Source organism: Bifidobacterium imperatoris (assembly GCF_002860405.1).
Lineage (GTDB): Bacteria > Actinomycetota > Actinomycetes > Actinomycetales > Bifidobacteriaceae > Bifidobacterium > Bifidobacterium imperatoris.
This window is the reverse complement of record NZ_NMWV01000006.1, coordinates 18,259-41,232: the sequence shown is the minus strand read 5'-3', so window position 1 is coordinate 41,232 and position 22,974 is coordinate 18,259. Positions and strand designations below refer to the sequence as shown.

Sequence of the window (22,974 nt, the reverse complement as noted above, 5' to 3'; positions counted from 1 at the left end):
TGTGGAATCGATAGTGGTGTATCAAGCCGTTGTCTAAGAAACTGTTCAAAGAGATCGTAAATTCAAGAAAATGATGTTCCCACTCACATAGTGAGACGATTGTGGTGTGAAAATATGCGCAAGGCGGCGGCCGGCGACTCGATATGCTTACTTTTTGTTAGCACTGCGCAATACCATGCAAATCATGGCGTTTCCTAGCAGTGAGCAGTATGTCGGACGTGTCGCATCCTCACGCCAACACCGTGAGAACAATGTCGGCGGTGCGACAGCAATCAACATAACTAAACCAGTGAAAGTTCGTCGGCATATAGGAGCCATCGACGGACTTCGTGCACTTGCCATCCTCGGCGTTGTCGCCTACCATACCCGTCCCTCACTGTTGCAAGGCGGATTCCTGGGCGTCACCATGTTCTTCGTTATCAGCGGTTTTCTTATCACCCGCAGTATTACTGCGGAAATCAGCCGCACGGGCACCATCTCCTACGGCACATATCTGCACAAGCGTGCCAAGCGACTCGTGCCACCTGTGGTGGTGATCATTGCGCTCGCTGCACTGGGCGGTTATCTGGTTTCGCCGAGCCTGCTGCCCAAAGCACAGTCCGATGCGTTACCATCGTTGTTCTTTGTAAGCAATTGGGCATACATTTTCCGCCATGTTTCTTATTTCGCTGCAGCAGGCTTGCCCTCGCCACTCACGCACCTGTGGTTCCTCGGCCTGCTAATGCAGTTCTATATTCTGTGGCCGATAGTGTTGTTCGTGCTATGTCGCCTGTGCTCGTCGCGCAAGATGCGCGCGGCAGTAGTCGCAGCGTTGATGATTGCGTCCACTGTGCTGATGGCAGTGCTGTTCGATCCGAACGCAGCAGGAAGCCGTGTGTACTACGGACTGGATACGCGCCTTGCGGAATTGTTGGCCGGTGCGCTGTTGGCTGTGCTGCTGCCGAACGGCCGCGCTAAGTGCGCTGATGCTGATCAAACAACACAGCCGAAGCACTCGACTATTGCCGATGCTATTGGCGGTGTGGTGCTGCTCCTGCTAATTATTGGATTCATTGCCATCCGCTCGGATATGACGATTCTCTACCGCGGTGGTTATTTGGTTGCAGCATTGCTGACCGCGGTTCTGCTGGCCGTGGCAATGAACCCTGCAAGCATGGTGGGTCGTGTGCTTTCGGTTCGCCCGCTGCGGTATATCGGTTCGCGTTCGTTCTCGCTTTATTTGGTGCATTATCCTCTGCTGGAAATGATGAACCCGGCCACCAGAACCACCGATTTGGCATGGTGGGAGTGGATTGTGCAGGCGCTGGTATTGTGGTTCACCGCGGAAGCGTTCTATCAGCTGGTCGAGCATGCGCCACGCGCTCTTGCCGAGGCTGTGCAGCCGGTGGCGGCGACTCGTGCGCAAAACCGTCAAGCTAAAGCTGCGGTGGCTAAGCGTGCTGGTATTGAGCGAGCGCGTGTCATCTGCCGCCGTGTGATTGTCGCCATATGTGCGGCGGCGACTGTGCTGCTGTGCGTGCTGCCGCTTGACTGGAATGACATTGCGCAGGCACGCTCCGCGCAGTTGCGTCCGGTAGTGGCGCAGACCTCTACGGTGAAGCGCCAGGCCAAGCCTGATAGGAAGTCTGCAGTCGACGACCCATCGGAACCTGATGCCGCTAACCAACAGGTGCAGCAGGAGGATGATGGCAAGTTGAAACCGGTGGCGGAAAAGGTGCCGGAGAATCTCGACACGTCTAGCTGGACGTACGATGCCTCCACCGGTGTTTGCAGTGCCGATCCGCTGATCATCACTGATTCGGTGGCGATGGGCGCCAGAAGTGTGCTGGATGTCACGTTGCCGAATGCCGTTGAAGACAATAAGGTGGGTCGCCCAATCACCGAATTCCCTGCCCTATATCAGCAGCATCTCGCCGCAGGTGACGATAAGAGCGTGGTGATTGCGGCCCTAGGCGCGAACGTTGCCAGTACGAGCCGTCCGGAGGCGTTTGAAGCTGTGGTGTCGGCGGTCAATGGCAAACCGGTGTATTTTGTCACGGTTCGCGATCCGGGCATCGCTCAGGATTGGGTGAATCAGAACCTACGCTCGGTGGCTGCTAATCATGCGAATGTCGGCGTGATTGATTGGCATGGGGTGAGCGAAGGCCATAGTGAATACTTCTATGATGATGGAACGCATCTGACCAATGGTGCCGGACTGGGTGACGAAGCCTACGCCAAGATGATTGTCAGTGCCCTGTGTGGTCAGCGGTAGTGGTGATGACTATACGGCGACTTGATGGCCGATGTTGTTTGCCGTGAGCTAAATTTGCGGACATGTTATCGGACATGTCCGATAACATGTCCGATAACATGTCCGCAATGTTGTAAGTGAGGGCAGCGTTGACTCCACACGAACTGAAAATAAAAATTGCCCAAGGCGAAGGTATCGCTCAAGAATTTAAGCGATGTGGCTCAATGCCGGAGCCGGATACCTTTGAAACGATATGCTCCTTCGCTAATCGTCAGGGTGGCAGTATTTTCTTGGGGATCGATGATAAAGGTAACATTTTGGGTATTAATCCCAAACTGGTTCGCGATATTGAGCGCAATATCGCGAACGTGACTTGTAACCCGAATTCGTTCAATCCAGCGCCGGCATTTGAAACTGAGCGTATTAGCACAGATGAAGGCCTGATTCTTAGAATATGGGTACCGGCTGGCCCGTCAGTTTACCGGTATAAAAACATGATTTATGATCGACGGGCTGATGCCGACGTTCGTGTGTGTGACGACTCGCAGATTTCGTTGATGTATTTGCGGAAGCAGAGCATTTATTCTGAACGTCGTATCTATCCATATGTGACGATTGAAGATTTACGCCCGGATCTAATTGAACGGACCTATGACCTCATTCGACTGCGCGATCCTAATCATCCGTGGCTTTCATTGAGTCGTGAACAGATGCTTCGTGCGGCGAAACTGTATAGCCGCGACCGGCAAACCGGAGAACAAGGATTGACCTTAGCTTCTGTGCTGTTGCTTGGGAATGATGAAGTTATCGGTGATGTTTGCCCTGCGTATAAAACTGACGCGATTGTCCGTCGTCGGAATTTGGACCGATATGATGACAGGCTTACTGTGTCCACCAATTTGCTCGATGCATATGATCAACTTATGGCTTTTGTTCAAGCCCGAACGCCAGATGCATTTGTATTGGAAGACGGTGTTCGAATAAGTGCCCGTAACATAATATGCCGTGAGTTGATTTCCAATCTACTTATTCATCGTGAATACACCAACCCTTTTATCGCGCGCGTTGTGATTGATAATGCGGGTATCCATACTGAAAATGCAAGTCGTGCCCTATTTGAAGGGCGTGTTACGTTGGACGATTTTAATCCAATGCCTAAGAATCCTGTGATTGCTGGGTTCTTTACTCAAATTGGCCGTGCCGATGACTTAGGTAGTGGAACGCGCAACATATATCGATACTCGCACTTATATTCCGGCCAAGAACCTATGTTGGAAGACGGAGATGTATTCAAGGCTTTTGTTCCGGTGCCGCATGAGACGTTCAAGTCAGATGATGGTAGGGTGCTACCATACACGAAGCAACGCGACGGAAAAATCCATGAAAACGATGATGCATCGGGCGGTGATGATGTTGATGCCGTGATTGAAAGATTACTGTCAAAACATGGATTGGTTTCTAGTTCTGAAATAGCTCAGGAAGCGCAGGTTACTTCACGCACGGTATTACGGCATTTAACCAAATTGATGCAATCTGGGAAAATCATTGCGGAGGGTGAAAACCGTAATAGAAGGTACCGCTCAGCATAATTATGATTTAAGTTTCATACTTGCGCGAAAGACCACTGCTGTGTGGCCAGTGATGTGGGATGCAACTGCAATGGTGAGCGTTATGCGGTTTTGCAGTTGCATCCCACGAGGGACATATTTAGCGCTTTCTCACACCGTGACTTCGGTGAGCGTGGGCTGCTCAGTGGAGCTCTTGATCTGCTTGAAGCCGACCAATGCAATCACCAGCGAGGCGATAGCCAAAGTGGTGACCACCATGAAGCCGCCGTGTGAGCCCATACGGTCGATGAACTGTCCGGCGATAGCCGAACCGGCGGAGGAGCCGATGGAGTTCATCGCACCCATCCACGCCATACCCTCGGTCAGGCGAGACGGCGGCACCAAGTGCAACATCAGCTGATTGCCGTTAATCCAGGTCGGTGCCTGGCACACGCCAATCAGCAAATAGATGATCATAATCACCCACAGATGCTTGGCGAACATGAACGTACCGATGCCAAGGTTCACCACAGCCAAGCAGAAGTAGAAGCGCTTCCACAGGGCGATTGACCAGTTCTTCGCGCCATACACCAGCGCACCCATCAGGGAGCTGATGGAGAAGCATGCGAACACGAAGCCGGTGTACTGCTTCATATTCGACTCGGTGGCGAACGCAATAATCGAAATGCCGGCAGCCGATTGGAATGCACCAAGGCCGAACCAGGTGACGCACACGGCAATCAGACCCGGGCCCCAGATGGAAGCCTTCTTGCCGCTGCGGGCCTCAGCCACCGCAGTATCAATGGCAGCCCTGATTTGAGCCTCATCAGTAACGCCTTCACGCTCCAGACGATGACGGGTCTCTTCCACGGCAGTCTCTGCCTTCAATGCTTCGGCACGAGCGGCCTCGCGTTCGCGGTATTCCTTGCGGGTGATGCCCTCCGCGCGAGCCAGGGCAGACTGCGACGGCGGCTCGGTAGTGAGCTCGGTCAGGAACATTAGCGCGCCCACCACCACGCACACGCCAGTGAACGAGAACGCCAGCAGGCCGGAAATTACGGCCAGAGTGGAGGCCAACGGATTGCCGACCACCCACATGCACTCATCGAGCACGCCGCACAGGGAAAGCGCGCGATTCGTGCGCTCGTGGTCGCCCTTCAAAATCTTGGTCCAGCGCGCGCGGCTCATCGCACCCCACGGCGGGATCGCAGCAAGGAACGGAGTCAAGCAATACAGCACCCATTCCGGCGCACGGTTGGTAATCGACGTGGTCAGCGCGATGGCGGCCACAATCCACACGATGATGGTTGGAATCGAAACCTGGCGCTGACCAAACTTATCCGTGAGCTTGCCCAGCAATGGCGTGGTGACGGCCAATGCAATCGCTTGAATGGCGGTGAGCATACCGGCCAGCGAATAATTGCCGTAGTAATGCTGCACGGAAATGGTGATGGTCATACCCACCATCGGGAACGGCATGCAGGCGATCACGCCGCCGATAGAGTAGCGGGCGGTATGCGGAATGCGCAGCAGCTCGGCATACCCGCCAAAAACCTTATGAGTTACTTCCTTAATGGCGGCCGTAACGGTGTTCGTATTGGACATAACAGCACTACGCTCCTTTCCGCTCCCGATTGGATGTCCCTCGCTGCCCGTGGCGTTGGGTGGCGAAGCCCTCATCGAATGATGTGTTTGTCCAGGGTCGCGCAAAGTTTGCGTGGATTGAACTGGCTTGTGCGAAGATCTTTACGGTCCATTGCCGAACCGCTCGTAAACCGAACCCCAGCCCGCATATTTGCGTCACGGCTACTCTATGCGGTGAGCTAGATTGACACGCGGTAATTTACGATAGTTATTCATCAAGTTCACTTGCTTTATGCCAGCGTTCTGCACTGGGGTCTGTTTCACTAAGATTGATGCTGATTTGTGATTGTTCGTAAAGGAGATTCTGATGCCCGTCACCACTATCCACTTCGTCCGCCACGGTAAGGTCTACAATCCCGATCATCTGCTGTACGAACGTCTGCCGGACTTCCATCTATCCGATGTGGGCCGCCGCATGGCTCGGGCTACGGCATCCTATCTGGCCAGCAATCCGCAAACCAATACGATTGCGGCGGTGTATTCCTCGCCGCTCGACCGCACGCGTGAAACCGCAGGTGCGATTCTCGACGCGCTCAATGGCGTGCGCGAAAAGCGTGGCGAAGCGCCGCTCGAACTCACTACGGATGAGCGTGTGATTGAAGCGGGCAATGAATTCCGTGGCAAGCGCATTGGTCATGGTGAGGGTGCGCTGTGGAAGAACGGCAACTGGAAGCTGGTGCTGAACCTGTACAAGCCCAGCTGGGGCGAGTCTTACCAGCATATTGCTCAACGTATGGATGAGTTCGCGCGTGAGAAGGTGGCGCAGCATCCCGGCAAGCAGATTGTGGTGGTTAGCCATGAATCGCCGATTTGGTCGTATCGTCACTATCTTGAGACCGGCCACCCGGAACATTGGATGTTCCTGCGTCATACGGCGCTCGCATCCGTGACTTCTGTGACTTACGACAATGAGACCGGTCGTGTGATGTCCATCACGTATGTGGACCCGGCTGCAGATGTCAAGTAGCTGGGAAACGTTGTGATTGCAGACTTTTTCGGCTCTTCTCCCCGAATGGAACTGCTGACAAAGCCGACTAAGGCTCGCGCTGCATGAACACTACAATCGATTGGTAGACACGACCGGCCCACTGAGGGGTGAGGGCGCTCAAGCAAAGGAGCATGCAATGACCGTTGATTTGAATCGTGATGCTATCGCGCGCGTGGCTGCGCTGCCGGAAGTCGAGCAAGCTGCCGAAGCTGGGGCATCGTTGATTGCTCTGTGGCCGCTTACTCAAGCCATGCACATGGATAACGATGCCAAGTATGCAGAGAATCTGCAGGTCCGCGTCACCCGCGCGTTCGCGCGCGTTCTTACTGGTGAAGATGTGACGGTTCCGGATGCTGAGTTTGTCTATGAGGGTGCCGATGCGATCCCAGGCCGCCCGCAGGATATCGTTGATACGCTGCTCGCAGCCAATGATGCCTACGATACGATGCTCGACTATTCCGAAACCGGCAACGCGGCGCTGGTGTTTACCGCGGCCGAGGCTTTAGGCGTCGAATGGAATGTGGCTACGCAGACTGCGATTCGCAATATCATCGCTGCCGCTGAATCGCATGTGCAGGTTGATGCTGCAGCCGAGGGAGAAGGCGCTGCAGATGCTGCCGCAGTAGCGAGCCGATTTGCGGCAGCGCTTATTGTGTGCGATGCATTGCTGGGGGCGGTGGCTGCCGGTACTGCTTCGGCTGGAGCCGGCGAATTGGATGATGCCGTTGCTCGCCGTATTGCCGCGCAGTCGCTGCCGATTTTGCTGTATGTCAATGAGCTGCGTGAACAGTGCTCGATTCCGCGCATCTGCCTGACCGACGACAAGATTATCGCGTTGGTCAAGGCTCGCGCTGCGGCTTCCGCCGGCGAGACGCTGGAGGTGACCGCGAAGCTGATTGCTCCGCTGGCCGAAGCCGAGTGGAATAAGCATCACGAAGATGTGCTGTGGAATCCTGCCGAGGCCAAGAAGAAGGCCAAGGAGGAAGACGAAAAGCGCAACAAGGAAGCCCTCGCCGCCAAGTTCGCACATGTCAAGAACGATAACAAGGAGACTGTGGAGCTGTAATACGCGCCCTTTTCGCCGGCTTTTCTACATCGCTAACGCGGAACTGGTAATTTTACTTTGCCAATTTTCCCCAAACTGGTAACTTTACTTTGCCAGTTTAGAGAAAATTGGTAAAATAAAGTTACCAGTTACGGTATTTGGCGAGATAGGGGAGTCATGGCGAATCCGGTGATAGCAGAGAAACTGGCGAGCTTCAATATCGAGGATTTTCAGCCGATTGTGAAGCGAGACCTGGATTTAGGCGCCCCTTTAGTGCCAAAGGCTGGCAACTTAGTCAAAGTCGTAACTGGTATGAGGCGAAGCGGTAAAAGTTATCGTCTGTTCCAGGAAATGGAGAGGTTGCACCAATCGGGTATTTCATGGAATCGCATCTGCTATTTCAATTTCGAAGATGATCGTTTGGGGTCGATTACGTCGTCTGTTGGAGACGAGGTTCTGGAAACGTTCTTTGCTGCGCATCCTGAAGCTCTGCGCGAAGGTTCTTATCTATTCTTTGATGAATTACAGGAAATGCATGGTTGGGGTGCATGGCTGCGTCGCGTGGTCGATAGTGTGAAGGCCACGATTTATGTCAGCGGCTCTTCGTCCAAGATGCTGTCGAGTGAAATTGCCACGGAATTTCGTGGTCGTGCGTTGGATTTCGAGTTGTTGCCGTATTCGTTCCGCGAATTTGTTCGGTCGTATAACGTCATTGATTCCGGGCGTATTGGCATCGGTAATCGTACCGGCGATGATTACTCATTGGAAGAGCGGCTTGCATTGCAGCAGGCCATGAAGGATTATCTGACCATTGGCGGCTTCCCTGCGGTTCAGGGCCTGCCCATTCCTCAAAGAATTGCTTTATTGCAGTCGTATGCGCAACGCGTGGTATTGCGTGATGTGGTTGAGCGGCATAACATCGCTCGTCCGCGAGTTGCATCCGCATTGGCTCGCCGTGCTTTGGGCTCCAACGGTAAACAGTTGTCGTTGCGCAAGGTGGAAAATGATTTACGTTCGGTTGGTTTGTCGACCAGTCGTGAATTGCTGGGGGATCTTCTCGGATATTTTGAGGATGCATATTTGCTGTTTCGCGTGCGCGAATTGTCGATGTCCTTAAGCGAAAGAACCACTTCGTTACCCAAGATATATGCTATTGATCCAGGGCTTGCTGCAGCTGTATCCAGTGCTGCTACTCGCGAAGATGGTCAACGGTTGGAAGAGGCGGTGTATCTGGAGTTGCGTCGCCGCAACATTGGCTTGCGTCGGGATGGCATCGCTTCATTCCATACGCGTGAACATGCGTATGAGATTGATTTCGTAGTTGGCGATGCGCTGGAAAGTGAAACTTATGAGCTGTATCAGGTCACAGCAAGCATGGATGATGAGATGACAGTTAAGCGTGAGACGCGTGCGTTGTGGGAGATGATGTCAGAGCGTGATCTCAATGAGGGCATTATCATCGTGGGCGATGGTGCAGAGCGTGATTATGAGCACAATGGTTCTGTGATTCATCAAATCCCAGCGTGGAAGTGGTTTTTGCGCGGATGATTTGACTCGCGAAGAAGGAAGTTATCCACCTGATCATTGATTCGTGGCTCGGGAAGCGGCGCGGAACTCTAGAGGGGTTACCCCGAAGTTCTTTTTGAAGGCGGCGCAGAAGGCGCTGGTGGAGGCGAAGCCACATTCGGCGCAGATTTCCTTTAACGTGGCTTCGCCCGTGAGCAGCAGATATTTCGCCGCGTGCATGCGCGCGTTGATGATATAGGTGTGCGGTGTGTATCCAGTGACCTGTTTAAAGACGCGAATGTAATAGTATTCACTCATCAGCGCCATATCCGCGAGCTGGCGCAGCGGCAATGGTTCATTCAGATGCGTGGTGATGTAGGAGAGCGTTTCCTCGATGGCGTGCTGATTGTATGGGGTGCCGCTGCGTTCGGCATCTTCTCCGGCGGTCAAACACTCGGTGAGAATTTCCGTGATGGCCAGATTCATGCGCGCTTCGCTCATTTTGCGTTCTTCGGCGAATGTGTCGTAGATCATGCGGAAGCGGCTGATGGCATACGTGGCGCGCTTCAAGGTAATGACGTTGCCGAGTTCGGCGTGGATGGCTTCGAAATAATCGTGCGCCAATCGCCCGTCGAAATGCATCCATAGCAGAGTGCTGTCTGTTTCGGCTTGAGCCTGGTACACGTTCGGGTCGTGGCAGTCCAGTAGTACGAGATCACCGGTTCTGGCGATCGAACGTTTGCCGTTCACGGTGAATACGAATGTGCCGCTGTAGACGGCCATCAGAATGAAACTGCCGAACGAGCTGCGGTTGAGCCAGTAGCCTTTGAGATATCGGTACAGGCCGATACGCGTGGGGTATAGGAACATGCGCAGGGCATTGCGGCTGGGGACGTATACAAAGTAGTGCGAAACCGCCGTGTCAACATGATGTTCAACCGGAGTCATACGCGTCCTTCCGATGGTATCGGCTCGTCTTTGTGAGGGGAGTCACTGGCGGAGTCGACTGAGGGAAGCTCCGCAATGTATCAAAAAATTGTTCTGGTACTCATGAAAATTGTACTGCTGTAATCAGAGGCAACAATCATATATAGGTGAGAAAACATTGTGATTTCAAGGTTTTCTGCACTTTTGGCGCGCGGTATGGAATTTGTTAACTATGTTTCAATAGTAATCAACGATATATGTGGATTGTGCTGGCAACGAAGTTCGTGCACTCCACGAGCCACTGCATGTAAATCAGCGAATGCGAAGGGAAGACAACATCATGGCAGACATCGACGCCGAAATCACCGCCGTTGCAGACCTGTTCCAGTTGGAAGGCGATGTGCAAAGCATCAAGCCGTACGGTGACGGCCACATCAACGTGACCTACCTCATCGTTACCAGCGAGCGTCGCTACATTCTGCAGAAGATGAACACTGACGTTTTCCCGGACACCGCCGGACTGATGCGCAACATCGAACTGGTTACCAGCTTCCTGAAGGAGCGCGGCCAGGAAACGCTCGACATCATCCTCACCAAGAGCGGCGAAACCTATGTGACTCGTGAGTCCGGTGCGTGGAGGGTATACGCCTTCATCGAGAACACCAAGTCCTACAGCCTCGTACCGAATGCAGACGTGTTCCGTGAGTCCGGCCGCGCATTCGGTGAATTCCAGCAGATGCTGGCACAATTCGATGCCTCTCAGCTCACCGAGCCGATCGCTCACTTCCATGACACCCCGCATCGTTTCGCTGACTTCAAGGCCGCGCTCGCTGAGGATAAGCTCGGCCGCGTCGCCACCTGCCAGCCGGAAATCGAATTCTTCCTGAACCATGAGAGCCAGTACTCGGTGGTTATGGACGGTCTCGCAGACGGTTCCATTCCGCTGCGCGTAACCCACAATGACACCAAGCTCAACAACATTCTGATGGATGCCGAAACCGGTAAGGCTCGCGCCATCATCGACCTTGACACCATCATGCCGGGCTCCATGCTCTTCGACTTCGGCGACTCGATTCGATTCGGCGCATCCACTGCTCTCGAAGATGAGCAGGATCTCGACAAGGTGCACTTCAGCACTGAGTACTTCCGCGCCTACACGGAGGGCTTCGTGGGCGCTGTACGCGAGAGCGTCACCCCGCGTGAAGGCGAGCTGTTCGCATTCGCCGGCAACCTGCTGACTATGGAATGCGGCATGCGCTTCCTCGCTGACTACCTGGCCGGCGACACCTACTTCGCCACCAAGTACCCGGAGCACAACCTGGTCCGCGCTCGCACGCAGATCAAGCTGGTGCAGGAGATGGAAGCCAAGGCCGGCGAAATCAAGGCCATCGTGGCTGATGTGCTGGAAGGCGAGGCCCGCTGATGACTGCCGCTACCGAAAACCTCACCGAGGTGTACGCCTCCATCGACTCATTGGTTGCATTCGCTGAGCGCAACCTAGGTTTGGATGAGCGTGACGCCGACTGGACGCGCAACAACATTTTCGCCTTGTTCGGGCTCGATTCCTACGATGTGTCCGCCACTCCGGCTCCCTCTGATGAAGCGTCTGACGCCGAAGCCTCCTTCGCCTACCCGGATGCCCTGATTGCAGACTTCCGTGCAGCTGCCGTTGCAGCCGGCCTGTTCGAGCCGGAAGAAGGCCCGGTATACGCCGACATCATCATGGGTCTGCTCTCCGGCACGCCGTCCTCCATCGAAGACAGCTTCGAAGAGGAAGAGGAAACGGACGGCGGTATGGAAGCCATGCATTGGTTCTACCGTTACTGCGTGGCCAACAACTACGTCAAGAAGGCCGTGCTCGACAAGAACCCGCGCTTCGACTCCCACGGTCTGGTGGTCACCATCAACCTGGCCAAGCCGGAATTCAAGAACATGAAGAAGGCCGCAGCCGGCAATTCGGTGGCAGGCGGCTACCCGAAGTGCACGATCTGCCATGAGAACGAAGGCTTCGCCGGCCGCAACAAGCGCACGCTGCGCACGATTCCGGTCACGCTCGGCGGTGAGCAGTGGTTCTGGCAGTTCTCCCCATACGGCTACTTCCACCAGCATGGCATCTGCGTGAATATGGAGCACACGCCTATGCATGTGGACCGTGACACGTTTGGCCATCTGCTCGACTTTGTGGACCGTTTCCCCGGCTACTTCCTCGGATGCAATGCCGCACTGCCGCGCATCGGCGGCTCTGTACTCGCACACGACCACTATCAGGGTGGCGGTGAACTGCTACCCATGCACAAGGCGGCCACTTGGGCTTCGTTCACCGTGCCGGAATACCCGGATGCCACGGTTGAGATTTTGGACTGGCCCGGCACTGCCGTACGCGTGGTCTCCAAGAACCGCGAGTCGATCGTGGAAGTCAGCGACAAGATCCGCCTGGCTTGGCAGCAGTTCGATGATGCAGCCGCCAACATCGCCAGCCATGATGCAGATGGCAACCGCCAGTCCGCAGTCTCGCCGAGCGCCATCATCACCGAGCGCGGCTATGAGATGAGCCTCATCTTCCGCAACAATGCAGTCAGTGAGGAATACCCGGAGGGCATCTTCCATGCGCACCCCGAATTCTGGCCGATTAAGCAGGAACCGGTTGGTCTGATTGAGGCTCAAGGTCTGTTCATTTTGCCGGGCCGACTGGTCGATCAGCTGGGTGTGATTGAAGATGCGCTCGCAGCTGGCGAATCACTGCCGGAATCGGTGAGCGAATTCTCGCTGGAATGGGATGAGCTGACCGCCGCATTGAACGGCAGCCGCGATCGCGATGCCATTCATGCTGCGGTGCAGGATGAGCTTGGCAGCGTATGCGAGCGAATCCTCGGCAACACCGCCGTGTTCAAGACCAAGGAACAGACGCGCGCGTTCCTTGCCAACCTTGGCTTCAACGAAGCCTGAACCAGAACCTCATAAGCCCGGCTCTCTGTTCCTTCCTCGGGAGAGCCGGGCTTATGATATTGGAACTTTCCTATTCAGATCATGTTCTTAGGAGGCAATATGAGCAGTGGTTTTGCTCTTCGCAATCTGAATAACAGCCTCGGCAGTGCTGCCGTGAGCGACTATGGCGCACACGTACTGCGTTGGCGTCCAGCCGGCCAGAATGAAGACGTGGTGTGGAGCCCCTCTTCAATGACTTTGGCTGACAACAAGGCGATTGTTGGCGGTGTGCCGATTGTGTTCCCGTGGTTTGGTCCGGGCTTCGCCGACGGTCACGGTCTCGGTAAGAAGCCGAATCATGGGTTTGGCCGTATTCGCACCTGGCAGTTGGATGCCGAGTCCTTCAGCCATGAGTATGCGCATTACACGCTGGATTCCGCTGATCTTGAGCCCGGCGATGTGCCGTGGCTTGAGCCGGCAGAAGAAGGTGCCCCAGCTCCGCAATTCCATGCTGATTTCGAAGTTCATGCCACCGATACGCTGACTGTGACGCTGACTGTGGCGAACACGGGAACTGCTGCTTTCTCCTACGAGGCAGCACTGCACACTTACTTCCATGTGAGCGATGTTGCTAATGTGCGTCTTGCTGGTTTGGGCGGCGCGCACTATGCCGATGCCACCGATGGCTTCAAGCCGTGCGTGCAGTCCGACCCTGATGTGACCTTCAACGGCACTGTGGACCGCGTCTATGAGTCTGATGGCATCCTTGAACTGCATGATGCCGGATTGCAGCGCACGATCCGCATTGCCAAGTCCGGTTCTGCGCAAACCGTGGTGTGGAATCCCGGCAAGCCATACGGCACGTTGGTCAATGATGTTGTGGCTGGTGAATGGCGAGGATTCGTGTGCGCCGAGGCTGCTAACTGCCGTGAGCACGCGGTGACGCTGGCTCCCGGCGAATCCCACGCACTCTCTCAGAGCCTGAGCGTGGCGTGAGTTCCTAGTTGATTTCGATGCCAGCCATTTGGCTGAGTGCGCGCATGTACTCAGCCAAATGGCTTTTTTGCTTATGACTGTTAGATGCTGAACCATGTAGTAGCGGGGTTGTGCAAGGCTGGGTTCAGGGTGCAAACGGCAGAACAAGGATGTGCCGGCCTCATGGCCGGTGAAATGAAGGGCTGAAGCGATGACTGCAGGCAGAGGGAAATCGGTATCCATTATCGATGTGGCAAAGGCCGCAGGAGTCTCACAGCAAACCGTCTCACGCGTGGCCAACGGTAGTGAGAAGGTCCGGGAATCAACACGTCGCAAAGTGCATGCCGCCATGAAAGAACTCGGCTACACGCCGAACCGGCAAGCCCGAGCGTTGCGCATCGGCCGTTCGAAGATGATCGGTCTCGCTGTGCGCTACTACCGCAACAATGCGCTAGGCGACTTGCTGGAAGGTATGTCCGCGGTGACCGCACGGCTGGGTTACAGCATCATCATGATTCCTGTGGCTGATGATGTTTCCGCGACGCTGCAGCGTGACGCCGAATATGTGCAAAGCCTGAATCTTGATGGGCTGGTTGTATTTTCTGATGACGATATCCCTAAGGAAGCCGCGGACGCCATTGGCCGCATTCCTGCGGTTGTGTTGGGGGCGCTGCAATCCTTCCCGCCGGAATGGTCGTTTGTGGACATGCAGGAATCGCGCATCAGCGAACTGGCCGTTGAACATTTGCTGGATCTTGGTCACCGCACGGTATGGCATGTCAGCGGTCCGCTTTCATTCCCTGCAGCGCAGACCCGTGTGAATGCATGGTGCAAGGCCCTCGAAGATCATGGAGCCCCGGTTCCCGACTACGTGCAGGCGGATGATTGGATGCCGGATGACGGCTTCCGTGCCGCAGACAAGTTGTTGGATCGTTACCCGGATTGCACGGCCATCTATGCTTCGGATGACGCCATCGCCAATGGTGTCATTGCCGCCTGCCGGAGTCGTGGCCTTGCGGTTGGTCGTGATGTGAGCGTGGTCGGCGTGGATGATGTGCTCGGAGACTTTGTGCCGAACAACGTACTGACCTCGGTCAAGCGGGATTACATCAAAGCCGGTGCCGTCACAGTCGAACTGTTGATGAACATGATTAAGGACCACGAAAGCGGAGCCCATCGTGCTGCTGTACCGCCGCAGTTGGTGGTGCGTTCCTCCACCTGTGCCATCGCATAGTTGTGAAGATCGCGCAGGCGTGGAACTGTGCAACTTCGGTGCCGGGGGCATAGGCGAGCGGGCCGTATGAACTTTCATATACCCCGGTGGACATATACCCCGGTGGAATATCGTCGGGTTACTGATATGGGCGACATGCGATATTCCGTAATATTCGAGAAATGTTGACGTTAACATAAAGGGGTGATACTCTAAATGACGTCAGGTGATGATGACGTCACCATTCAAGTCAGCTCAACGAATACGCCATAGCTGGACTTGCCATAGCAGGGAGGAAAGTCTATGGGCAGGCAAACATATTCACGGTTGGCTGCCGCGGCAGCAGCCGTGCTCTCAATGGTGTTGGTCGCCGGATGCGGAACAGGTCCGGCGGGAGATGGTGTAGTGAATCTCACTTTCTCCGCTTGGGTGCCGGGAATCGACAAGGCAGTCGATTTGTGGAACAAAACTCATCCGAAGATCCATGTGCAATACACCCGTATCTCCTCTGATGCGCAGAATAATTACGCCACACAAATCATGGCTGGCACCGCAGCCGACATACTGCAGCTCGATGCCTCCTATCTAACCGATTTGGCTATTGACGGCAACGTCTACGATATCGGTCAATACGTTGGCTCCCATGAGAAGGAATTCACCAAAAGCTCTTGGAAAACCGTGGCTATGAACAACACGGTGTACGGTGTCCCGCAGGATTCCTCGCCCATCGCACTGATTTACCGCAAAGACCTGTTCGAGAAATATGGCGTCGCAATTCCCAAGACATGGGATGAATATATCGATGCGGCCCGTAAGCTTCATGCTGCTGATCCGAACCTATACATAGGCCAGTTTTCGCCTGATGAGATTCAGCTGTTTGACGCGCAATTCTTCCAGGAAGGTGGTTCATGGTATGGCACCGCCAGCGGGCACTGGAAGATCACACTCGACGGTCCCGCCTTCCAAAAGGTAGCTAAGCGCTACCAGACCCTGTTGGATGAAGGACTGTTGAAGCGTGTGGACATGTGGACGCCGGACTTCCTCTCCGCCATGAACCATGACGAAATTGCCTCCGTTAACTTCGCCTCATGGTTCACCGCACAATTCGAAACCAGCATGACCAAGCAGTCCGGCAAATGGGCGGTGGCACCAAGCCCCTCCGATACCGGCAACGGCCCATACGCGGACGTCGGCGGTTCGATGAACGTGGTGTCCAAGACCTGCAAGTACCCGAAGGAAGCCTCAGAATTCATGCTGTGGCTCAATACGAATCCCGATTCCTTGAAAATCCTGATTTCCGAGGGCGGTCTGTTCCCCGCGGCATTGTCTGGTTTCAATAATCCCGCGCTGAATGAAAAGAAGAAGTACTTCGGTGATCAGGTCATCGCCGATGTATACAAGAACGCTGCCGAAAACGTGTCGTCCGATTTCATGGTCGGCCCAATGATCTCTCAAGGGCGTGCGGCGCTGTCTGATGAGCTGGCCAAAGTCTCCAACAACAAGGAAACCATGTTGCAGGCCGGTAGCAATGCCGCCAATGCTTTGCGCGAAGCACTGCGCAACAAGGGAATGGAAGTGGAATGATGAGTAAGCAATCAGTGCAAGCCGTTCATGGCGCTCGCCGTAAGAATTCCGTTACGCCGTATCTATTCGTAGCGCCATTCGTCATATCCTTCGCCGTGTTCCTGCTTATTCCGCTTGTGGAGGCAGTATATAAAAGCCTGTTTACTGCAAAATACGAGGGACTGGGCTTCGGCGGCCCGCATCCGAGCTTCGTGGGCTTCTCCAACTATGCGGCGATTCTGCAGGATTCCGACTTCATGTACGGCTTCGTGCGCGTATTCCTGTTTGGCATCGTGCAGGTTCCGCTGATGATGTTCCTCTCGCTCGTCTTCGCATTGCTGATTGACTCGAGTTTGGTTCGATTCAAGAAACTCGATCAGATCATCATCTTCCTGCCATATGCTGTGCCGACCGTTGTGGCCGCCATGCTATGGGGCTTCATGTACCAGCCCGGCGTGAGTCCGATAGTCAAAGGTCTGCAGCAGATGGGCATCCCGGTGGACTTCCTGGCTCCTGAATCCGTGCTGTGGTCCGCCGCAAACATCACCACATGGTGCTGGGTCGGCGTGAATATGGTCATCATCTATTCCGGCTTGCAAGCCATTCCCAACGAGATCTATGAAGCGGCGCGTATTGATGGTGCGAACGAACTGCGCATCGCGTGGTCCATCAAGATCCCGATGGTGCTTCCATCCATCGCGCTCACGTTGTTCACTTCAATCATCGGTACTGTCCAGCTGTTTAATGAACCGACCATTTTGGCCACCATTACCAGCAATGTGCCCGACAGCTTCACGCCAATGATGGACGTGGTGAACACCACAGTAACTCAGAACAACCAATACAAGGGTGCGGCAATGTCCATCGTGGTAGCCGTGGTGGCATTCGTACTTTCGGCACTGGTCTCACTTATGGATAGGAAGAAGGAAGTCCTATGAACATCCTCAATCGCAACCGCAGTAAAGCCATAGCCGTTAATCCTTGGGTTCGACTGGTCGTTATCCTATTCTTCGTAGCAGGATTCTGTTACTTCATTCTGCCGGTAATTTGGCTGTTCATCGCAGCCACAAAAACCTCAGGAGACCTGTATAACACACCGAGCTTCGAGTTCGCGAACTTCCACCTGTTCCAGAACATTGCCGCTACCTTCCAATACGACAACGGCATTTATGCCCGTTGGCTGTTGAATTCCGTAATCTACTCGGGCCTCGGCTCGGTTCTCACGGTGCTGGTCAGCGCATTATGCGGCCACGCGCTCGCCGTCTATCGCTTCCCGGGCCGCGGCATTATTCTGGGCGTGGTGACGGCAAGCTTCATGATTCCCGGTACGGCGTTGACCCAGCCACAATATCTGCTGCTCGTCAAGCTGGGACTCAATCGCAACATGCTTGGTCTGCTGCTGCCCGCCCTGGTCTACCCGTTTGGCGTAGTGCTGTGCTGGGTTGCCGAACGAGCCGCCGTGCCATATGAAATCATCGAAGCCGCCCGTGTGGATGGCGCAGGCGAGTGGAGAATCTTCTTCCAGATTGTGCTGCCGATGATGCCGGTGGGTCTGACCACTGTGTTCCTTTTCGCCTTCATGGGCAGCTGGAACAACTACATGCTGCCACTCATGCTGTTTAACGATCCGAAGCTCTACCCGGTCACCGTGGGGCTTGCCGGATGGAACAAGCAAAGCGTGGCGTTGCCGGACCTCGGCACTGTGACGCTGGTTGGTGCGTTCGTTTCCATCCTGCCGCTGATTATCATCTTTGTGATTTCTCAGCGCTACTGGAAGACCGGCCTATCGGCAGGTGCAGTGAAGGTGTGATGATTGCCCCAGAGGCCATCAACCATGTACGCCGAAAACCAACAAACCAGACCACAAGGAAAGCCAATGGCAATGAGCAACATCTGTGATTACGCATTATGCAAGCAGTATTTCGGCATGACACGGAGCATGTATGACTCCGCGGTGAACGTGCTCGAATGGTTGCGCGCTGATCAGGTGGGTTCAGTGGCATTGACGCAGCTTGCCGATTTGGTGATTCGTCGCAATAACGTGCCGGCCGCCGCAATGCTGGCCGAAAGGCTACGTGCACATGCCGGCACGTTCTACCGGCCGGATCCGCAGCAGGGCGCGGATATGGCGCTCGCAGCAGTAATGATTGATTTGCTACCGGATGCTGTCGCCTCATTGCGCGGTATGGGCATTCCTGAAACGATTCTGCAAAACACGTTGCGTGATTTTGCGATTTGGGCAGATGCCTACCGGGAGAAGACCGGCCGTGAGGGAATCAACGAAACCGAATGGAATCTGCTGTTCCTCACCGGGCAAATCCTGCGCATCGGGCGCTTGCAATATGAATCATTCACTTTCCTTGAACCGTATTACATATATCGCAGCCTCTACAGCGACGATTTCGTGGTGCTTGCGGCCTCTGGTGTGCGCATCAGTGCGGAAGGCATGCCGTTGGTGAGCACAGTGCCGGATTCGCAGGCGCAGTATGTTACGCAATTGCATTCGGACGGCGTTACCGTGACCGGAAACTTGGTAGACACCACCGCTGGCACGATTCATCGGGAGCGGGCAAGCCTTGCGCTGGCTGGTTACGAATTACTGCTGGCTCCCGGCATGCCGGCCACCAATATGCATATTCCTGCGGATGGCCCGCTTACCCCTGAATTGGTGGATGAATCCATCACTCAAGCGGTGCCTGTGCTGAAGCGGCTTGGCAGGTATACGCCGGTTGGGGTATGCGAAAGCTGGCTACTGGACCCGGCACTGGAGCGCATCAGCCGCCCCGAAAGCAACATTTGCCACTTCATGCGCCGATTCGCCAAATTCCCCAATCCCACACCGGGATCCGCCATCGTCGAGCGCGTGTGCGGGTGGGGAGCCAATCGACTGCCGGTTGACGAGCTGCCGGAACGCACCAGTTTGCAACGTAACCTCAAACAGTACCTTCTGGCTGACGGCATCGTGCGCGATGTCAGCGGAGTCATGCTGTTCGCCCGCTAACCCGTGCGCCCATTGGAGCGGCGCATAGGCACATTGCAACATATCGCATAAGCACATTGCATAAGACACTGGAAAGGATGCAGACATCGTGGTCTCCTACGTTGTTACGCCTATACATGCACTTGAGAAACTGTTTCCGCAGAACGATCCTGATGACTCGCGTATCAGTCGGGTCACCGGTCTTGCGGGGGAGACGGTCTCATTCCAGCTCGCCTATCGTGTCGAATCGGGCGGCGATGCTGATGAGCAGCCGTTATCGCAACGATGCGTCAACGAATTCGTGACGCATCTCAAGGTTTCCGGGAAATTCGCCGATCGAGCGCATGTGCGAACCGTGCAATCCGTGTATGTGGATTTCCCTGCCTATCCAGGCACTACTGATGACGCGTATCTCTCCGAGGAGCCAGGCCTGTACCCGGATTTGCTGCAGGATACCGATGGCTGGGTGGCATTCATGCCGAACCAGTGGCGTGCCTTGTGGGTGGATATCGATTTGCCTGCCGATGATGTGGCGTCTGCGCAACTCGAGCACAGCGAAGATAGCTTATTGGAATTCGTGTTTTCTACGCGCAACGGCGACGAGGTGGCACGCGCATCCGTGGCTGTGCACTGCATTCCAGCCCAGCTTCCAGCCTTGACATTGCAGCATACGGAATGGCTGTATGCCGATTGCCTGGCTCAATGGTATGGCGTACCAGTGTGGAGCGAAGAGCATTGGGCGATCATAGAGCGATTCGTGCGACTTGCAGCCAAGCGCGGCATGACGATGATTTATACGCCGCTGTTTACTCCGCCGCTCGATACGGTGGTCGGCGGTGAGCGACTCACTACGCAGCTTGTTGGTGTGAGCCGCACGAATGGCGAATGGTCCTTTGACTTCGTACTGTTCGAACGCTGGGTGGCCATGTGCCAGTCGGCTGGTATCCACCAGTTCGAAATGAGTCATCTCTTTACCCAATGGGGTGCGGCGCATTGTCCGAAAGTCATCGCAACCATTGATGGCGTGGAACAGAAGCTTTTTGGCTGGTCGGCCAGCGCAACTGACCCGGCAGACGGGTATCCAGAATTCCTGGGTGCGTTCCTGCCGGCATTGGATCGCGAACTCCACCAGTTGGGTATTGCGCACAATACGGTGTTCCATGTATCCGACGAACCGATTACGGATAATCTCGACTCCTATCTGGCGGCCAAACGCATAGTGCAGCCGTATCTGAAGGACTATCGCATCATGGATGCGTTGAGTCATGTGGAATTCTATAAGAGCGGCGCATGCGAGCATCCGATCCCGGCGGATGATGCGATTGAGCCGTTTGTTCAGGCTGGTGCTAAGGATTTGTGGGTGTACTACTGCTGCGCGCAAACCACGAATGTGCCCAACCGGTTCATGGCCATGCCCTCCTACCGGAATCGTGTGCTTGGTTTCCTGCTGTATACCTATGATTTGGCCGGATTCCTGCACTGGGGATTGAATTTCTACAATTCGCAGTTCTCCATGCGCCCAATTAATCCGTATACCGAGGCCGGTACGGCAGAAGGGTTCGCCGCAGGTGACGCATTCCTGCTCTATCCGGGCCCTGGCGGAGTGCCGGAAGAGTCCATTCGCATGATGGTGATGGAGGAAGCGCTGAATGATTTGCGTGCATGTCGTTTATTGGAATCGTTAATTGGCCGAGAGGAGGTGCTGTCGCTGATTCATGAAGGACTGGATAGCCCATTGACGTTTGAGCGCTACCCGCATAACGCCGATTGGTTGCTTGGTCGCCGTGCCGCTATCGATCAGGCAATTGAACGCGCGCTCTAATGGTGTATGCGCAGTCGTTTGACTGCTGCAGTCAATTCGTTTTGACCCATCACTTCCCAATACAGATAATCCCCGCCCGATGATTGTCGAGCGGGGATTATCTATGTGTGGATTACTGCGAAGTTACCGTATCACTGACCTTGCCAAGGCTTCTGAGCATTGTCGTTCTCGGCAGTGTCAGAGGAGTCAGAGGAAGCGGACGGGGTTTCAGGAGAACCGTAAGCGGGAGTATCTGCTGCCGGAGCTTCGGAGCTGGCTGCAGCTGGCTGACCGTAAGCCGGTGCTGTCGGAACCGGCTGCTGCCATGCAGGAGCTGCCGGTTCAGGTGCTGCAGACGAATCGCCAGCGGGGGCTGGAGCATAAGTCTGCGGCTGCGGAGCTGGGGCACCATATTCCGGAGTTGGTACTGGGCCATTGAATCCGGGAGCTGGCGGGACCGGAGCACCATACTGCGGATCGTATGGCTGACCATATGGCGCTGCACCTGGGGCGGCGTAACCCGCAGGGTCGGCATCCTTATCGAAACGAGCACCTTCAGGCTTGCTGGCCTGCGCCATGAACACGATGTACACGATGGTGGCGGCGAGAAGAATGAGCAAGCCTACCACGAGCAATCCAATGCTGCCTGCAGCAATAGTGCCGTAGCCCTTGCTGTACGTGCCACCGTAGGCCATGCCGCCAATGCCGCCGAAGAGCGCGCCTGCGCCGCCGGCAATCAGAAGAATGATGCTGACCAGCCATGCGCCGTAGTAGACGGCAACCCACCAGCCGGGACGGTTAGTGTCGTGCAGACGACGGACTGCAAGAGCGATGCCTGGCACAATGACGGCGAGGCTCCACAAGCCACCTAGGAATGCGAGCTTGTCATCCGTGATATCAGCAAGAACTTCGAGCACAAACGTGATGCCAGTCTGTGCCAACGTCCACCACCAGAACTCGCTACGGGAAGCGCGGCCGGAGAACACGGCGTACTTCTTCCAGAAGCGTAGGAAGGCTTCCGGGAAAGAGCATCCATAGTACGGCTTATCGAGCGGAACCGCGGCAGCGCTGGATGTGGAGTATACGGGAGCGGATTGCGGAGCGCCATAGGGAGCGTTACCGTACTGGTTGCCATATGGATTGGCGTATGGGTTATCACCATAGGGGCTCGTATAGCTCGGCTGAGCGTACTGTGGCTGCTCGTACTGCGGCTGTTGTGGCTGGCCGTAGGCCGGAGGCTGTTGATTCACAGGCGACTGCTCAAATGGATTCGGAGCACTGTACTGCTGGTTCGTGGGCTGAGACTGCTGCCCATACTGCTCGTACTGCGGCTGGCTGTACTGCGGTTGAGTGTACTGTGGCTGACCATATTGTTGGGGTTGGCCATACTGTTGCGGTTGTGCATACTGCGGCTGGCTGTACTGCGGCGTTGCAGGCGCACCCGTGTTATACGGATTCTGCTGTTGTGGAGCTGAGTTGTTAGCGTTGCCAGACGGTGGCGTTTGTGGCAGCGGTGTATTGTTGGGATCGGTCATTGATTCCCCTTTCATCAAGGACGATGTCGTCCTTCACTATTCTTCCAGCTTTTTTGGGAAAACCAAGCAAATCAGCGGAACATTGTCTGAAT

The 22,974-nt window shown here is 55.1% G+C and carries 17 protein-coding genes; 14 read left to right on the top strand and 3 right to left on the bottom strand.

The window, feature by feature from the left end; translation table 11 throughout:
- Nucleotides 1-184: 184 nt before the first annotated feature.
- Nucleotides 185-2,254, top strand: a complete 2,070-nt coding sequence (locus tag Tam1G_RS02880) for an acyltransferase family protein (RefSeq protein WP_165781883.1) — start codon at nucleotides 185-187, stop codon at nucleotides 2,252-2,254.
- A 128-nt stretch (nucleotides 2,255-2,382) separates the two neighbouring features.
- Nucleotides 2,383-3,822 (top strand): RNA-binding domain-containing protein, encoded by a 1,440-nt coding sequence (locus Tam1G_RS02875; protein ID WP_101625405.1) that lies wholly within the window; start codon nucleotides 2,383-2,385, stop codon nucleotides 3,820-3,822.
- Between the two features lie 129 nt (nucleotides 3,823-3,951).
- Here the strand turns inward: Tam1G_RS02875 and Tam1G_RS02870 are convergent, their stop codons facing one another.
- Entirely contained in the window at nucleotides 3,952-5,385 is a 1,434-nt protein-coding gene (locus Tam1G_RS02870) for an MFS transporter (RefSeq protein WP_101625404.1), read from the bottom strand.
- Nucleotides 5,386-5,731: 346 nt separating this feature from the next.
- Between Tam1G_RS02870 and Tam1G_RS02865 the strand changes: the two genes are divergently transcribed.
- From Tam1G_RS02865 to Tam1G_RS02855, 3 genes are all read left to right on the top strand, one after another.
- Nucleotides 5,732-6,391 carry a histidine phosphatase family protein gene (locus tag Tam1G_RS02865; protein WP_101625403.1) on the top strand — a complete coding sequence of 220 codons (660 nt, stop codon included), beginning with the start codon at nucleotides 5,732-5,734 and terminating at the stop codon, nucleotides 6,389-6,391.
- A 157-nt stretch (nucleotides 6,392-6,548) separates the two neighbouring features.
- Complete coding sequence (locus Tam1G_RS02860; protein ID WP_101625402.1) at nucleotides 6,549-7,478, top strand: hypothetical protein; 930 nt, start codon at nucleotides 6,549-6,551, stop codon at nucleotides 7,476-7,478.
- Between the two features lie 156 nt (nucleotides 7,479-7,634).
- Nucleotides 7,635-9,005 (top strand): ATP-binding protein, encoded by a 1,371-nt coding sequence (locus Tam1G_RS02855; protein WP_101625401.1) that lies wholly within the window; start codon nucleotides 7,635-7,637, stop codon nucleotides 9,003-9,005.
- 33 nt (nucleotides 9,006-9,038) lie between these two features.
- On the opposite strand, the gene Tam1G_RS02850 is transcribed toward Tam1G_RS02855, so the two are convergent.
- Entirely contained in the window at nucleotides 9,039-9,911 is an 873-nt protein-coding gene (locus Tam1G_RS02850) for an AraC family transcriptional regulator (protein ID WP_101625400.1), read from the bottom strand.
- Between the two features lie 319 nt (nucleotides 9,912-10,230).
- On the opposite strand from Tam1G_RS02850, the gene Tam1G_RS02845 reads away from it, so the two are divergent.
- From Tam1G_RS02845 to Tam1G_RS02805, 9 genes are all read left to right on the top strand, one after another.
- On the top strand, nucleotides 10,231-11,313 hold the full coding sequence (locus tag Tam1G_RS02845; protein ID WP_101625399.1) for a phosphotransferase enzyme family protein: 1,083 nt from the start codon (nucleotides 10,231-10,233) through the stop codon (nucleotides 11,311-11,313).
- On the top strand, nucleotides 11,313-12,836 hold the full coding sequence (locus Tam1G_RS02840; protein WP_101625398.1) for a UDP-glucose--hexose-1-phosphate uridylyltransferase: 1,524 nt from the start codon (nucleotides 11,313-11,315) through the stop codon (nucleotides 12,834-12,836). Before Tam1G_RS02845 ends, Tam1G_RS02840 begins: the two co-directional genes overlap by 1 nt.
- A gap of 99 nt (nucleotides 12,837-12,935) precedes the next feature.
- Nucleotides 12,936-13,811 (top strand): D-hexose-6-phosphate mutarotase, encoded by an 876-nt coding sequence (locus Tam1G_RS02835; RefSeq protein WP_101625397.1) that lies wholly within the window; start codon nucleotides 12,936-12,938, stop codon nucleotides 13,809-13,811.
- Between the two features lie 190 nt (nucleotides 13,812-14,001).
- Nucleotides 14,002-15,024, top strand: coding sequence for a LacI family DNA-binding transcriptional regulator (locus Tam1G_RS02830; RefSeq protein WP_101625396.1), 1,023 nt, complete (start codon nucleotides 14,002-14,004; stop codon nucleotides 15,022-15,024).
- Between the two features lie 282 nt (nucleotides 15,025-15,306).
- Nucleotides 15,307-16,587, top strand: coding sequence for an ABC transporter substrate-binding protein (locus Tam1G_RS02825; RefSeq protein ID WP_101625395.1), 1,281 nt, complete (start codon nucleotides 15,307-15,309; stop codon nucleotides 16,585-16,587).
- A complete protein-coding gene (locus Tam1G_RS02820) occupies nucleotides 16,584-17,504 on the top strand; it encodes a carbohydrate ABC transporter permease (RefSeq protein ID WP_101625394.1) in 921 nt (306 codons plus the stop codon). The genes Tam1G_RS02825 and Tam1G_RS02820 overlap by 4 nt, the downstream gene beginning before the upstream one ends.
- Nucleotides 17,501-18,376, top strand: a complete 876-nt coding sequence (locus Tam1G_RS02815; RefSeq protein WP_101625393.1) for a carbohydrate ABC transporter permease — start codon at nucleotides 17,501-17,503, stop codon at nucleotides 18,374-18,376. The genes Tam1G_RS02820 and Tam1G_RS02815 overlap by 4 nt, the downstream gene beginning before the upstream one ends.
- A 66-nt stretch (nucleotides 18,377-18,442) precedes the next feature.
- Nucleotides 18,443-19,567: an acyltransferase domain-containing protein gene (locus tag Tam1G_RS02810; protein WP_101625392.1), complete on the top strand. Its 1,125-nt coding sequence runs from the start codon at nucleotides 18,443-18,445 to the stop codon at nucleotides 19,565-19,567.
- 88 nt (nucleotides 19,568-19,655) lie between these two features.
- Nucleotides 19,656-21,368: a DUF4091 domain-containing protein gene (locus tag Tam1G_RS02805; RefSeq protein ID WP_101625391.1), complete on the top strand. Its 1,713-nt coding sequence runs from the start codon at nucleotides 19,656-19,658 to the stop codon at nucleotides 21,366-21,368.
- A 131-nt stretch (nucleotides 21,369-21,499) separates the two neighbouring features.
- Here Tam1G_RS02805 and Tam1G_RS02800 read toward each other — a convergent pair whose 3' ends face one another.
- A complete protein-coding gene (locus Tam1G_RS02800) occupies nucleotides 21,500-22,882 on the bottom strand; it encodes a DUF805 domain-containing protein (RefSeq protein ID WP_165781882.1) in 1,383 nt (460 codons plus the stop codon).
- Nucleotides 22,883-22,974 lie beyond the last annotated feature (92 nt).